Annotated in this window: 11 protein-coding genes; 6 read left to right on the forward strand and 5 right to left on the reverse strand. The window is 64.4% G+C overall.

All coding sequences use genetic code 11. From position 1 onward, the window contains the following. Window positions 1-143: 143 nt before the first annotated feature. The 6 genes from ACOGXA_RS05920 (at window position 144) to ACOGXA_RS05945 (ending at window position 9,572) form a co-directional block, all read left to right on the forward strand. A complete protein-coding gene (locus ACOGXA_RS05920) occupies window positions 144-1,511 on the forward strand; it encodes a RidA family protein (RefSeq protein WP_419926351.1) in 1,368 nt (455 codons plus the stop codon). Window positions 1,512-1,522: 11 nt separating this feature from the next. Further along, complete coding sequence (locus tag ACOGXA_RS05925; protein WP_419926352.1) at window positions 1,523-3,691, forward strand: xanthine dehydrogenase family protein molybdopterin-binding subunit; 2,169 nt, start codon at window positions 1,523-1,525, stop codon at window positions 3,689-3,691. After that, entirely contained in the window at window positions 3,684-4,844 is a 1,161-nt protein-coding gene (locus tag ACOGXA_RS05930; protein ID WP_419926353.1) for a M24 family metallopeptidase, read from the forward strand. The genes ACOGXA_RS05925 and ACOGXA_RS05930 overlap by 8 nt, the downstream gene beginning before the upstream one ends. Continuing rightward, window positions 4,837-6,360 carry an ABC transporter ATP-binding protein gene (locus ACOGXA_RS05935; protein WP_419926354.1) on the forward strand — a complete coding sequence of 508 codons (1,524 nt, stop codon included), beginning with the start codon at window positions 4,837-4,839 and terminating at the stop codon, window positions 6,358-6,360. Before ACOGXA_RS05930 ends, ACOGXA_RS05935 begins: the two co-directional genes overlap by 8 nt. Window positions 6,361-6,379: 19 nt before the next feature. Beyond that, on the forward strand, window positions 6,380-8,674 hold the full coding sequence (locus tag ACOGXA_RS05940) for a xanthine dehydrogenase family protein molybdopterin-binding subunit (RefSeq protein ID WP_419926355.1): 2,295 nt from the start codon (window positions 6,380-6,382) through the stop codon (window positions 8,672-8,674). 88 nt (window positions 8,675-8,762) lie between these two features. Continuing rightward, window positions 8,763-9,572 carry an isochorismatase family cysteine hydrolase gene (locus tag ACOGXA_RS05945; RefSeq protein WP_419926356.1) on the forward strand — a complete coding sequence of 270 codons (810 nt, stop codon included), beginning with the start codon at window positions 8,763-8,765 and terminating at the stop codon, window positions 9,570-9,572. Window positions 9,573-9,591: 19 nt separating this feature from the next. Here the strand turns inward: ACOGXA_RS05945 and ACOGXA_RS05950 are convergent, their stop codons facing one another. From ACOGXA_RS05950 to ACOGXA_RS05970, 5 genes are read right to left on the reverse strand one after another with little or no spacing between them, the layout of a single operon-like run. Further along, window positions 9,592-10,350, reverse strand: a complete 759-nt coding sequence (locus ACOGXA_RS05950; protein ID WP_419926357.1) for a glucose 1-dehydrogenase — start codon at window positions 10,348-10,350, stop codon at window positions 9,592-9,594. Between the two features lie 31 nt (window positions 10,351-10,381). Then, window positions 10,382-12,691 carry a xanthine dehydrogenase family protein molybdopterin-binding subunit gene (locus ACOGXA_RS05955; protein WP_419926358.1) on the reverse strand — a complete coding sequence of 770 codons (2,310 nt, stop codon included), beginning with the start codon at window positions 12,689-12,691 and terminating at the stop codon, window positions 10,382-10,384. After that, the gene (locus ACOGXA_RS05960; protein WP_419926359.1) at window positions 12,688-13,167 is read right to left on the reverse strand and encodes a (2Fe-2S)-binding protein; all 480 of its coding nucleotides are present in this window, start codon (window positions 13,165-13,167) and stop codon (window positions 12,688-12,690) included. The genes ACOGXA_RS05955 and ACOGXA_RS05960 overlap by 4 nt, the downstream gene beginning before the upstream one ends. Further along, window positions 13,164-14,015: an FAD binding domain-containing protein gene (locus tag ACOGXA_RS05965; protein WP_419926360.1), complete on the reverse strand. Its 852-nt coding sequence runs from the start codon at window positions 14,013-14,015 to the stop codon at window positions 13,164-13,166. Before ACOGXA_RS05965 ends, ACOGXA_RS05960 begins: the two co-directional genes overlap by 4 nt. After that, a complete protein-coding gene (locus ACOGXA_RS05970) occupies window positions 14,015-15,205 on the reverse strand; it encodes an NADH:flavin oxidoreductase (RefSeq protein ID WP_419926361.1) in 1,191 nt (396 codons plus the stop codon). The genes ACOGXA_RS05965 and ACOGXA_RS05970 overlap by 1 nt, the downstream gene beginning before the upstream one ends. Between the last annotated feature and the right edge of the window lie 3 nt (window positions 15,206-15,208).

Consider the following 15,208-nt stretch of genomic DNA (forward strand, 5'->3'; position numbering starts at 1 on the left):
CGGTTTTGAGCAATGGGCTTGCCCGGGGGCATGGAACTGCGGTTTCGGCCTCCGGGGGAGTTCCATGGCGATGCTTCGGATGCTGGCCGCCACGACCCCGCGCCACAATGGCGAACAACCAGAATTGAACAGGAGAGGACATCATGGCTGAGAACGATCGGGTAGCCGTCTGGGGCGGCGAACCCATGCCCCTAATGCCCTACAGCCCCGCCATCAAAGCCGGCGGCTGGGTATTCATCGCCGGCCAGCTGGCATCAGACTTCGTTACCGGTCTCGCACCGGAGGCTGGCGGTGACGGTCGGAACCCCAACGGGTACAACGCCCTCGAACTTCAATCTCGGTACGTGCTGGAAAACCTCCAATTGACCCTCGAGGCGGCGGGTTGCGACATCGCCACCGACATCGTGCGGATCTACCAATGGTTCAGCTCACCCCATCCGACCATCGAAGAGTTCTGGGAGGGGAACGCCTGGCCGAAGATCAGCATCACCCCGTACCTGCGAACTCGCGATGAGTTCGTCCATCCCCCGCGGCCGGCATCGACGGGCATGGGCATCCGCGAGACGGGACTCCTGGTCAACAAGACAATCCTCGAAGTCGACATGATCGCCATTCCCGGCGGGGGCACCCAGGGTTTCGAAGTTCCTGAAGGCGTCCCATCGCCGCTGGCCGGTTATTCCCCGGCGGTTCGGCGCGGCGACTGGATCTTCTGTGCTGGAGAGATCCCGGTCGACTGGATGGGCGACTACATGCAGGGCAACGACATGGGCACGCCCAGCGGCGTCGCCCCCGAAGCCCGCGTCAACCCGTATTTCTGGTACGGCTCCGAGATCGAGAGCCAGACCGATTACGTCCTCCAGAAATTGGAGAAGATCGTCCAAGCCGCCGGCGGCTCGATACAGAACACCGTGAAGGCGACCGTGTATCTGGCCAGCCCGGGAGACTTCGAGGGTATGGAGCGCGTCTGGAAGCAGTGGTTCCCCGAGAACCCTCCGGCCCGCGTCGTGATCCCCTACATGGGATTGGGAGGCAAGGGCAGCCGCGTCGAGGTCGCCCTCAAAGTGCTGGCCGACGACGCGTCGATCCAGAAGGAGACCATCGAGACCTCACATGCGGTGGAATCCCCCTGGCACGAGCCCCAAGCCGTGAAAGCGGGCGACTTTCTGTTCTTCAGCACCGCAATTGCCCACGACGAGATGGGCAATCTCCCCGAGTCGGTGCAGCGCCACCCTGAGTTCCCCTGGTACAAACAGCCGCCGAGGTTGCAGATGGCCTACATCATGGACAACGTCTCGGCGATCTGCGAGGCGGCCGGTACCAGCGTCGAGAACATTGTCCGGCGCCAATGCTTCCACGATGATTTCACCCATTTCCAGCAGTCGATTGAAGAGTGGTCTACCTACTTCCCCGGTGACCGACCGGCTTCCACGACACTGGAGATCGGCGGACCGCTCCAAGTTCCGGGCGCCCAGTTCCTCATGGACCTAATCGCCTACGTGCCCCCTAGCTGAGCACCCTCTAGTTGAGCATCCTCGGCAACTCCGTCCCACGCGTCGAGGACCGGGGGCTGCTGACGGGCAGCCGTCCGTTCACCGCCGACCTCGTTACCAGCGGCACTCTTCACGCCTGCTTCATTCGCTCCCCCGTCGCCCACGGCAACCTCGCGAGGGTGACCGGCCAGGGGGACTTTCACACCGCCGCGTCGCTAGGGCTGCCGAAGCTCGTGCCGTGGCCGCCAACCCCCCACCGATACGCACGTGATCTGCTGGCGGTCGACCAAGTCCTCTACGTCGGCGATCCGCTCGCAGTGGTCATCGGCGAAAGCGCGGCAGAGGCGGAGGACTTGGCCAGCGATGTGGATGTGGAGATCGAGCCGCTCCCAGCCGTGGTCTCTCCCGAGGACAGCCGCGAAGTGGCATTCGAAGTCGAACCGCTGGTGGATCCCTCAGTGCTCGAAGACGCGGACGTGGTTGTTGAGGCCACGTTTGTCAATCAGAAGCTGGCTCCCGTCCCCTTGGAGACGAACAGCATCTTGGTCGTACCAGACGGCGACGGAGACGGTCTTTGCATCTGGGTGTCCACCCAGTTTCCCTGGGACATCCAATCGTCGGTCGCAACTGCCCTCAGTCTCGAGCCAGATCGCGTCCGGGTGATCGCACCAGCAGTCGGCGGAGGATTCGGCGCCAAGGGCCACACCTATCCCGAGCACATCGTTGTCGCCGCGCTCGCACACCGACGCGGACGGCCGGTGACCTGGCAAGAGACTCGATCCGAGAATCTGCTCAATATGACCCCGGGAAGGGGACAGATACAGCATGTAGCCCTGGGCGCGAAGCACAACGGAGCGATCACCGGGCTTCGGGTCGAAGTGATCGCCGACGCCGGAGCATATCCCCACGTCGGCGCCTGGCTCCCGAACTACACCCGGCTCATGTGTACGGGGACGTATCGGATTCCCCGGGTTGACTTCAAGGCTCGCAGCATGGTGACCAACACCGCCCCGGTCGGCGCCTACCGAGGAGCAGGGCGGCCGGAGGCGACCGCGTTTCTCGAGCGTTCCATCAACTTGCTCGCCCGTGAGCTCGACATGGAACCGGTGGAGATTCGCCGGCGCAATCTTCTCGAACGGCACCACACCAACCACGTCACTCCCAGCGGAGCTGTCTATGACTCCGGTGACTATCGCGGGGTGCTCGACCGCGTCGTCGAGCTCTCAGGCTACGAAGAACTCCGTCGAGAGCAGCGGCTCCGTCGGACTCGCAACGATCAGTGGCTACTAGGCATCGGGGTGTCCACCTACATCGAGGTGACCGGCAACGGACCCACCGAGGAGTTCGCCTCCGTCGCTATCGAGCCCGATGGCAGCGCCACCGTCCTCAGTGGAGTCTCGTCTCACGGACAAGGCCACCAGACCACATACGCCCAGATCGCAGCCGCACAACTGGGCCTGCCGATGGAGAGAATCCGGGTGATCCAGTCCGACACTGGGATCGTGCCGCGAGGGAATGGGACCTACGGCTCCCGCTCGCTCCAGTTGGCCGGCAGCGCAGTGGACAAGGCTGCGGACGCCGTGGTCGTCCAGGCATGCCAGCTTGCCGCCGAGCGTTTGGAGGCCAATGCCGCCGATATGGTCGTTTACCACGGCATCGGGGTCGGCATCATCGGCAGCCCCGCCACCGCGATCCCCTGGGCGGAACTGGCGCCATTGGCCGTCGAGTTTGACTTCGACCAAGGCGCCCGCACCTATCCCTCGGGCGCGCACGTCTCGGTGGTCGAAGTCGATCGTGAAACCGGCGCGGTTCGGGTGATACGCCACATCACCGTGGACGACTGCGGGAACGTCGTCAACCCGATGCTGGCCCAGGGCCAACAACATGGCGGGATCGCCCAAGGAGTGGCGCAGGCCCTTTGGGAGGAGATGAGCTACACCGCTGACGGACAGCCCGTTACGTCGACGCTGCTCGACTATCTAGCCCCCTCTACTGGAGAGCTGCCCTCGTACGAAACCCACAGCATGGTTACCCCTACTCCGTTGAACCGGCTCGGCGTCAAGGGCATCGGCGAGGCCACAACCATCGGCTCGACGCCCGCGGTACACAACGCGGTTCTCGACGCTATTGCTCCATGGGGTGTAGAACATCTCGATATGCCCCTCTCCCCTGAGAAGATCTGGAGGGCCATCAATGGATGAGATCCCGCAAGTCAACGGCTTTCCCAGATACTCGTCCGAGGAGATGGCCCATCGGTACCGCCAGCTCCGAGAACTCATGGATCGCCACGAGTTGGATGCAGTCCTGATCGGCGGGGCAACGGGGCCGCACGACACGTCGGTTCAGTACTACTGCAATTGGCCGCCGCTATTCCCGGTGTACTTGATCGTGCCCCGCGACGATGATCCTGAGCTCGTGGTACGGCTCTGGAATCACCTGCCGGATGCCGAGCGCATCTCGGTGATCGAGAACATCAGCTTTGGCGGCGACGACCACTCCGACCTGGTGGCCCGCGTCGCCGAGCGCCTCGGCGGCTTCCGCCGCATCGGCACGATCGGCGTGGTTCCCTTCACCGACGCCGCCGCTTTCGGATCAGAGCGCCTGGTCAACCTCAACCCCGACTACTTCGCGCTTCGCCTTATCAAGACAGACGAGGAGATGAAGTACATCCGCATCGCCTCCAACATGAACGACGACGCCGTTGCGGCGCTGGCGTCGAACACCGCTCCCGGAATGAACGAGTACGAGTTGGCCAAAGTGATCGAAGACGTTTATCTGGATCGCCGGGGCACCAACCTAATTCACTTCACCCTGACCACCCCGATGGCCGATCCCGAGTTCTTCGTGCCCCACCAATACCAGCCCGACCGGATCATCAAGGCCGGCGACGTCTTGGTGACCGAGATCAGCACCACCTTTTGGGGCTACACCGGACAGATCCTGAGAACCCTGTGCATCGAGGGGGCGCCCACGCCGCTCTACCAGGAGATGTACGAGGTGGCAGAAGCCGCCTACTCGAGCATCGTGAGCGCGATGCGCACCGGAACGACAATCGGCGAGGTCCTTGACCGGGCTGAGTCGATACACGACGCGGGTTTCGACATCTGGGACGATCTCGTACACGGTTATGGGGGTGGCGGCTATCTGGCGCCCATCGTCCGCACCCGCCAGAACCGCGGCGCCACGCACCCGGACGATTGGACCTATCCCGACGGCTCAGTTGTGGTCGTTCAGCCGAATGTCATCGCCCCTCGGGCGCGAGCAGGTGTTCAAGTGGGAGACTCGATGTGGCTGCGGCCGGATGGAGTTGAGGTGACCCAGAAACACCCGAGGGAATTGATTCGCTGTGGCTGAGAGCGTTGTAGAGCTCCACGGCATTTCCAAGCGGTTTGGCGACGTCCGAGCCAACGACAGTATCGACTTTGATGTGCGGGCCGGTGAGATTCATGTCCTGCTCGGTGAGAACGGCGCCGGCAAGACCACGCTCATGAACGTCATGTTCGGCCACATCCTCCCGGACTCCGGCTCCATGTTCGTCAGGGGTCAACCAGCCGACATCCAGTCCCCCCATGACGCGCTCGACCTGGGGATCGGGATGGTACACCAGCACTTCTCATTGGTCCCCACATTCACGGTGGCAGAGAACATCGTGCTCGGATCGCGCCCAGCCCTCGATCTTCGCCTCAGGCCTCTGGCCATTCGCCGGGAGATCTCCTCGCTGGCCGAGAAGTACAGCATGCCGCTTCCTCCCTCCACCCCGGTTCGCGATCTCCCGGTCGACCTTCAGCAGCGGGTCGAGATCTTGAAGGTCCTCTACCGGGGCGCGAACATCCTGATCCTCGACGAGCCGACATCGCTGCTGGGGCCCCAGCAGATCGAGAACCTTTTGGGCATTCTCGAAGATCTGCGCTCCAAGGGGCATTCGATCGTGCTGGTCACCCACAAGCTGGCCGAGGTTACCCAGGTGGCCGACCGGGTAACCGTGATTCGCGCCGGCCAGAAGGTGGCCGAAGTAGAGCGAGGAGACTTCGACGAGCGCACCCTTACCCGTGCGATGACCGGCCAGGACATCACCGCCGTCAAGGTGGACCACACATCGCTTGGCGACGAGGTTGAAACCCTTCTTGAGGCAAGAGAGCTGGTGACGACCGGGGTCGGGGGCAATTCCCTCGATGGCTTGAGCCTGTCGGTCCGAACCGGTGAGATCCTCGGCGTTGCCGGGGTCGAAGGGAACGGGCAACGCGATGTCGTCAGCGCCATCACGGGGCTGAGTCCCCTTGAATCTGGCACAGTCGTGATCGATGGCGCAGACGTGACCGGCTCTGAACCGGCCAGGCTCCGCGACAGCGGCTTGGCGGTCATCCCTGAGGATCGCCACGGCTGGGGGCTGATCCTTGACATGTCCCTGGCCGAGAACCTGGCCATAAACGAGATCCCCGCGGGCCGGTTCTCCCGCCGAGGATTGCTCGACTGGAAGCGCATCAAGGAACAGGCCGACGGATTGCTCGAAGAGTACGACGTCCGACCCGCCAATTCGGATCTCTTTGCGGGCACCCTTTCCGGCGGCAACCAGCAGAAGGTCGTGTTGGCCCGCGAGTTCTCCCGGAATCCGAAAGTACTCATCGCCGACAACCCGACGTGGGGGCTCGATGTCGGCGCGGTCGACTACGTACACCGTCGGCTGCTCCAGGTCAAAGAAGCTGGTGCGGCCGTACTCCTGTTGTCGTTGGATCTGGAAGAGCTTCTCAAGCTGAGCGACCGTGTGGTGGTGATGTACCGCGGGCGCGTCGTGTTGGAGCGCAACGTGGACGAGTTGACCATGGATGAGCTCGCATTGGCCATGGCGGGCAGTCCCACGGGAGTGTCGTAGCGTCTAAGGGAGGAGCGCCATGGGTTTCGTCGGGGACTCTGTAGCCCGGCTCGAGGACCCCCGGCTCCTACGCGGCGCGGGTAGATTCGTAGACGACATCGATTTGCCGGGCCAGCTTTGGATGCGGGTCGTGAGATCGACCCATGCCCACGGACGGGTGACCGGAATAGATGCCTCCGCGGCCGAGACTATGGCCGGTGTTCGGCTGGTCCTCACTGGGGTCGATGTCGCCCACGTGGAGCCCATTCCGCTGCGGCTGCCGTTTGACGGTCTCGGACTCGAACAGGCGCTTCAACCGGTACTGGCTCAGGACCGGGTTCGCTACGTGGGCGAGCCGATAGCGATTGTCCTCGCCGAAGACCCGTATGTGGCCGAGGATGCGGCCGAGGCCGTGATCGTCGACATTGAGCCGCTAGATGCCGTGGTCGACATGCTCCGCGCCCCCATCGAGCAGTCGCTGTGGCCTGATTCTTCGAATGAGCTCTGCGTCCTCGAAAAGGGATACGGCGACATTGGGGCGGCGTTCGAACAAGCAGAACGGGTAGTGACCACAGAAGTCGCCATCGGACGCCACTCAGGAGTACCCCTCGAAACCAGAGGACTGGTCTGCGACTTCGACGCCGGCCGCGACGAGCTCACGGTATGGGGTGCCACCCTGGTAACGCACTATCACCGCAAGGTCTTGGCCCGCTTGCTGGGGCGACCGCCCGCCAGCATTCACATGCGCTCGACCGATGCCGGTGGGAGCTTCGGGGTGCGCGGCGACTTCTTCCCCGAGGACTTTCTGGTTGCCTACGGTGCTGTTCTGACCGGACGCCCGGTCAAATGGATCGAGGACCGGGCAGAGAACCTCACCACCACCAACCACGCTCGCGAACAGACCCACCACATGCGGGGCGCCTTCGACTTCGAGGGTCGCCTGCTGGGGCTCGAAGCTGAGGTTTGGCACAACAAAGGGGCCTACATCCGCCCCACCGGGGTCATCGTGTCTGAGCTCACTCTGGGAATGATCCCCGGCCCCTACCGCCTGCCCGCCTACGCGTCAAAGATCCACGTCCTCACCACCAACAAGACCCCGGTGGGCCCCTATCGAGCGCCGGGTCGCTATGAACTCACCGTGGCCCGAGAGCAACTACTCGACCTGGCCGCCGCTGAACTCGACCTCGATCCGGTTGAGATTCGCCGTAGGAATCTGCTCACGGCCAGCGAGCTTCCCTATGAACCCGGGTTCGAGCTAGCCGGCGAGTCGTTCCTCCTCGACTCTGGCGATTTCATCGGGCTGATCGATCAGGCCGGAGCCAAATACGCCGAGTGGCGAGACGACATCTCCCACGCCAACGGCGACCGCCGGGGCATCGGACTGTCGATATTCATGGACAAGAGCGGGCTGGGCTTTTATGAGACGGGCGCAGTCGACATCGATACGACCGGCGCCGTCCGGATATTCATCGGAGGTGCGTCTTCGGGTCAGGGCATCGAGACGGTGATGGCCCAGATTGCCGCCGATGAGCTGGGCGTGGACCCTGCCTGCATCCAAGTCATCCATGGAGACTCGGACCTGGTCCCCGACGGCGTGGGCTCGTGGTCCAGCCGCTCGACGGTGATCGGTGGCATGGCCGTGCAAACCGCGGCCCGCCACACCGCAGACAAGGCCAAGCGGATTGCCGCCGACCTTCTCGAAGCCGCCCCCGATGATCTGATCCTGGCCGACGGTCGGGTGCATGTCGCGGGGGCTCCGTCCAAATCTGTGACCTTCGGCCGGGTCGCCGAAGCGTGTGGGACACTGGAGGCGGCCCAACGGGGTGAGGACCCGGGACTCGGCGCCCGTGAAGTCCATTTCGACGAGCGGATGAACTATCCGTACGGGGCGGTGATCGTCGATGCCTCGCTCGATTCCGAGTCGGGGCAGGTGCGACTGAATCGAGTGTGGCTGGGATGCGAGGTCGGCAAGGCGGTCAACCCGAAGCTGGTCGAAGGGCAGGTGCTCGGAGGATTCGCGCAGGGACTGGGGGGCGCGCTGCTCGAAGAGTTCGCCTTCGATGAGAACGGACAGCCCCAAGCGGCCAACTTCATGGACTACCTGATGCCCACCGCGGCCGACCTGCCACCGATAGAGACGGCGATCCTCGAGAACGCCCCGACCCCGACCAACCCCTTGGGTGCCAAGGGCGCCGGCGAGGCCGGCATCGCCGGCGCCGGCGGGGCGATCGCCGCCGCGGTGGGCCATGCGCTCGGCGATCCCGGCGCGGTGGGCGCGCTACCGATCACTCCTGATTGGGTGCTGGCTCAGCTCGTAGCCCAACAAGAGGGTTAGGGCTTGTGGCGCTCTGCTCCCCTAGCGATTAAGTTCAATCTGGCATCAGCCCAGCCCCACGGGGCACCACACGAAAGCCGAGCCGCCCATGAAGACTGAGATGTACGCATACTTGGAGGGTCGAGACCGCGTCGTTCTACCCTCGGGTACCAGCAATTTCGAGGATGCGTTCGAGCGTTGGCTCGACCCGGACAAGACGGCCATCGCCTGCATCGACATGCACCGCGGCCACATCGGACCCGAGGACGATCTGACCTGTCCGTGCCCGCGAGCCCGGGCGAAAATCCCCGCCCATGACATGTTCCACCGGATGGCCCGGACCATCGACATCCCGATCATCCATGTCCAGCACTGGCAGCGATACGGCGGGATCGACGATTTGAACTCCAAGCAGTACAACCGCATGGCCAACTGGAGGGTGCTGTACGAGCTGTATCTGCCGCCGAACCCGTCGATGGACCAGCACAGCTGGGAGGGCACGAAGTGGCTGGACATCATGGTCGAGGAGGAAGAAGGCGACTTCTACATCCGGACCAAGAAACGCCTCTCGTCGTTCGTCCCCACCGATTTCGAATTCTTGCTCCGCCAACTCGACATCAAGAACCTGGTCCTCACCGGGACGATGACCGACGCTTGTGTGCTATCGACCGCCTTCGATGCCGCCAACCGCGACTTTCGGGTCATCGTGCCCGGCGACATCGTGGCCGGGGCCAGCGAGGAGGCTGAGGCCGCAGCGCTGCTGGTCACCTCACTGCACCTTGGGCTGGTCACCGATGGCCCCGCCCTGATCCGCGAGTGGTACGCCCGCAAAGGCGTGGCCGTCCCATGGGAGCTGGACGGCGTTGTGAAGATGACCGAGGCATCCAGCGTCCTGGAAGACGCCGAGGTCTTCGCCTGATCGAATAGTCAGACAGCAGTCAGACGGCTGTGTAGCCCCCGTCAACATACAACAGGTGCCCGTGGACGAAGTCTGACGCCGCCGAGGCCAAGAAAACGGCCGAGCCGGCAATATCGTTCGGCTGTCCGACGCGCCCGGCGGGAACCCGGGGAAGGAATGCCTCAAGAAAGCCCGGGTCGTCGAGGAGGTAGGAGTTCATCTCGGTTCGAACCGCGGTGGGCGCGATGGCGTTGACATTCACACCGTGGGGGGCCCACTCCAAGGCCAGTGTCCGGGTCAGCTGCATGACGCCGCCCTTGGAGGCGCAATAGGCGGCGAATCCGGGAAAGCCGACCTCGCTGAACGTGGAGGCCAGGTTGATGATCTTGCCTGCCCCCGACTCGACGAAGCGACTGCCCGCGGCCTGACAGCAGAAGAACAGGGCCTTCAGATTGGCGTCGATGGTGGCGTCCCAATCCTGCTCGGACACATCGAGCGCCGGTGCGGTCAGTTGCACGCCGGCCGAGTTCACCAAGATGTCGAAGCCGCCGAGCTCATCGGCCAGTTCCGCGAACACGCCCGGAATACTGCCGACATCGGTGAGGTCGGCGGCCCTAGCCCTGGCGGTCTGGCCGAGCTCGCCAACCGCCGCCGCCGTTTCGTCGAGCAATTCCGCCGTGCGACCGATCACCCCAACGTCGGCGCCCGCCTCGGCGAACGCCAGCGCGATGGCTGCGCCTATCCCCCTCCCCCCGCCGGTGACAATCGCTTTTTTTCCGGCTAATGCCTGTTCAGCCATCTCGATGTTCTCCAATTCGGATTAGGGCCAGCTAGCTGGCGTTTTGAAGCGCCCGGTAGACCGTTTCCGGTCCCAGCGGCGTTTCAGTTATCTTCGCTCCCAGCGGGAGCAGGGCGTCGGCCACGGCATTGGCGATTGCGGCGGGGGCGCCAACCGCACCGCCCTCCCCCGCGCCCTTCATCCCATCGGCGTTCAGGGGTGTGGGGACCACCATGTGCTCGACGACCATCTCGGGCATATTGCCGATGGCGGGAACCAAGTAGTCCATGAAGTTGGCATTCAGCGGTTGGCCGTCGTCGCTGTAGGCGATTTCCTCGAGGAGCGCGCCGCCGATGCCCAGCGCCACTCCGCCCTGCACCTGGCCGTCGACCAGGAGTGGGTTGATTAACGTCCCGGAGTCATTGACCACCACATGGCGAATAAGGGTGACCACACCGGTCTCGATGTCGACCTCTACGGTGGCAACGTGGCAGCCATAGGAGAAGGTGTTCGTCGGAGGGTGATAGACGTCGGTTGCATCCAGTGTGTAGCTATCGACCCCCTCGGGCAGGGGCTGGCCGGGAGCCACCCTTCCCGCCACCTGGGCGAGCGACACTGAGCTGGCCGGGGACCCCTTGACGCGGACTTCGCCATCCTCCAGCTCGAGGTCCTGTGGCGAGGCTTCCAGCATCTCGGCGGCGATCTTGATCGCCTGCTCTTTGATCGATCCAGCGGCATGGCGCACAGCGGTTCCGCCAATGGGCGCGCTCCGGCTGGCGTAGGTGCCCACGCCGCTGGCCACCAGGTCGGTGTCTCCGTGTACGACCACGATGTCGTCGAATTCGACGCCGAGCTCGTCGGCGGTGATCTGGGCGAGAACGGTGTCGTGGCCCTGCCCGCTGCTACAAGCGCCAGTGAACACGATCACTTGGCCGGACGGCTCTACCCGGACGCGTCCGCTTTCGTAGGGGCCGAGACCTGTCTCTTCAACGAAGCAGCCGATGCCAATGCCCAGATAGCGGCCCTCAGCCCGGGCCCGTTTCTGTTCGCCGCGGAATTCGTCCCATTCGGCGGCCGCGAGGGCACGGCTCAGGCACTCCTGGTAGTCACCCGAGTCATAGATGATGTCTCCGGCCAGAACGTTCCCGATCCCGCGATGCAGCGGGAACACATCCTTTGAGAACATGTTGCGCTTCCGCACTTCGCCCGGGTCGATGCCGACGGCGGCGGCCACCACATCGATGATGCGCTCCATGGTGAACGCCGCCTGAACGTGGCCGACGCCTCGGAATGGGTTGAGGGGCGTGGTGTTGGTCATGACCACCGTCGACAACAGTTGCTGATGCTCGATGACGTAGGGCCCTGAGAGCATCGAAACCCCGATGAAGGGCTCCACCAGGGTCAACCGCTGGAGGTAGGCGCCGGTGTTGGTTACCGCGTGGTCGCGGATGGCCAGGATTCTGCCGTCGTCGTCATAGCCCACGTCGACATCGTGATACTGCTCGCGTCCGTGGGTGGACGCCAGAAAATGCTCGTATCGGTCCTCCACCCACTTGATGGGGCGGCCGACCGATCTGGCGGCCAAGCCGAGGACGATCTCCTCGGGATAGGGCTGGAGCTTCACCCCGAAGGCACCGCCGACATCGGGGGCGATCACCCGGACCGCGTTCTCCGGCAGCCCCAGGTAGCCGACGAGCGTGGCCTTCAGGCTGTGGGGAACCTGAGTCGACGACCACATGGTTAGGCCCTGGCGCGGCTCGTCCCATTCGACGATCACTCCCCTGGTCTCCAACGGCGTGCCCGCATACCGCTGGGTCGCGAACCGCTCACTGAGCGTGTGGGGCGCGGCCGCCAGCGCCGAGTCGGCGTCACCCAACGAGTACTCCAGCACGTCAACCACATTGGATTCGTAATGAACTAGCGGGGCATCGGAGGCAACCGCGGCGGTGGCGGTCGAAACCGCGGGCAGCGGCTCATAGTCGACGTCGATCAGCCCCGCGATGTCTTCAGCGATGTAGCGGTCGCCCTCGACAACCAGCAGCGCCACCGGCTCGCCCACGAACCGGACCTTTTCGGTGGCCAGGATGGGCTGGTTGAAAGGCTTGGTGGTCTCCTCGGCGTCGATACAGGGCAACGGAGGCAGCCCGGCCGGGAGATCGTCGGCCGTGATGACGCTGACCACCCGCGGATCGGCCGCCGCCGCGCTCGAATCGATTCCCCGAATCAGCGCGTGGGCGTGGAGGCTTCGAACGAACACCGCGTGAACCAGGTCGTGCAGCTTTATGTCGGACAGATACCGGCCATCGCCCCGAAGCAGGCGGGGGTCTTCCTTTCGGCGAATACTGGCACCGAACAAGCTCATGCTCCTCCTCCCCGAAGGCTCACCGCTTCTTCCACTGCTTCCACGATCTTGACGTAGCCCGTGCAGCGGCACAGGTTCCCGCCTAGGCCCTCGATAATCTCCTCCCGTGTCGGGGTGGGATTCTCATCCAGCAGTTCGGAGATGGTCATCACGAACCCCGGGGTGCAGAAGCCGCACTGCATTCCGTGCTTGGCCCAAAACGCCTGTTCGATGGGACCGAGCTCGTCGCCGGCGGTCAGGCCTTCGAGGGTGGTGACCTCGCTACCGTCGGCCTGAACGGTGAGCAGCAGGCATGCTCGGGCGGTCTCGCCGTCGACGAGAACGGTGCACGCCCCGCACACTCCGTGCTCGCACGCCAGATGGGTCGCGGTGAGGTCCAAACGCTCTCGCAGGAAATCGGCCAGCGTGAGGCGGGCCGGCACCGAGTCCGACCTATCGACCCCGTTTACTTTGATCGTGACAGCGTGATCGCTCATACGGCGCGCTCCAGGGCTTGAGTGAGTGCTCGTCGGCTGGTCACCGCGGCCAGGTGCAGCCGGTAGTCACTCGAGGCGTGTACATCGCTGCCGGGGCTGAGGCCTTCGGGCGCCTGCGCGGCTGCCTCGGTCGGGCTCGCCCCATTTAGGATTGCCGCCTCCACCGCGGTGGCCCGCATCGGCCGATCCCCGGCGCCGATCAGTGCCAGGTGGGCGTCGACGACGGCACCATCGTCTCCGACCTCGAGCTGGCAGAGCGCGCCGCACAGCGCATAGTCGCCTGGGCGGCGGGCGATCTCCACCACCGACCATCCAGTCCGCGGCCCCGACGCGGGCAACTCGACCGCGGTCAAGATTTCGTCGTCGGCGATAGCGGTGCTCAAGAACCCCTGAAACAACTCCTCGGCTTCGATGGTCCGATCCCCCACGGGGCCGGTGACGTGTACGCGGCCCCCCAAAGCCAGAACCACCCCGGGCAACTCCCCCGCGGGGTCGGCGTGGGCCACGCTTCCGCCAACCGTGCCCCGCGACCGGATTTGCGGGTGCCCCACCTGGCCCAGCGCCTCAACCAGCAGCGGGCAGCGATCGGCCACCATGGGATCGCGCTCGGCTCGGCGTTGCCGCGTCATCGCCCCGATGATCAAGCGATCGCCTTCTTCGCTGATGTGGTCGAGCCCTTCCACTCGGGCCAGGTCCACTAGGAGCGACGGGCCGGCCAACCGGAAGGCCAGAAGCGGAATCAGGCTTTGGCCCCCGGCCAACACCTTGGCCTCAGAGTCGCTGCTGAGCGCTTTGACCGCATCACCGATCGATGTCGGGGCCAGATAGTCGAAGTCGGGGGGCTTCATCAGACCTCCCCTCGAATGCGGGCCCAGGCGTGCTTCACGAGGTCGACATTGGACTCGCGCCAGCACTTCAGCGGCACCGATCCCTCGTGCATGAGGCAGATGTTGCACGAGACGCAGTCCACCATGCCGGTTCGACCCGCTTCGATCTGGCGAACCAGATCGGGTTCGCGGATAAAAGGGCGAGCCAGGGAAACAAAATCGGCCGACCCGTCTTCGATTACCTCGTTCATCAACTCGATGGTGCGGACGCCGCCGACAAGGATCGTCTTCCCCCGGGCCGCGGCTCGGTGACGACGGGCCTCCTCCCGGTAGTACGCCTCCTTCACCGGGGCCGCGAGCACCCGATGCAGCAGCTTGTCTTGCAGCGCTCGTCTTCGAGTCACGCCGACGTATCGGGCCGCGCTTTCCGCCTTGGGCGACATCAGGCCGGCGGAGATCTCTAGGGCGTCGACTCCGGCATTGTCCATCATCGTGACCGTGGCCCGGCCCTCTTCAACCGTCAAACCATCGGGCACGTAGTCCCATAGCCCGATCTTGTTGGTGATCGGAAAGTCGTCACCCACGGCGGCTCGCATGGCCTTGTACGTCTCCAACAGCAGGCGCTGGCGGTTCTCCAGCGATCCTCCCCACTCGTCCTCGCGGCGATTGGTGGCGGGCGACAGGAACTCCGAGAGGAGATACCCGTGGCCCGCATGGACGTGGACGCCGTCGAAGCCGGCCTCCCTCACCCGCCGGGCCGCGTTGCCAAATCCCTCAATGGCCTCCCAAATCTCGTCGGATCTGGCCGCGGCCAAGGGCAGGCGGTGAAACTGCGGATTCTCGACGACCGAAGGGGCCAGGGGCTCAATCGACTCGTCACGGCTTTGGCTTCCCGCGTGGTTGAGCTGGGCGAAGATCTTTCCGCCCTCGGCGTGGATCGCGTCGGTCAGCTTCCTCATCGGCCCGATGACCTCGTCTCGGTCCAGTGCGGTCATGCCTCGGATGTAGTTGCCTCGAGGGTGGACCGAGCAGTGGCCCGTGAAGATGAGCCCTACGCCATGGCGAGCCAGCCTGGTGTGGAGGTCGAGGTACTGCTGGGTGATGATGCCGCTGTCGTCGGCCATGGTCTCGGAGGTGGACGATCGGATGATCCGATTGCGGGTCTCCACTCCTGCGATTTCTCCGGGTCTCAACACCGCAGGCAGCGACATCGG

It is taken from the genome of Candidatus Poriferisocius sp. (assembly GCF_965208475.1).
Lineage (GTDB): Bacteria > Actinomycetota > Acidimicrobiia > Acidimicrobiales > Bin134 > Poriferisocius.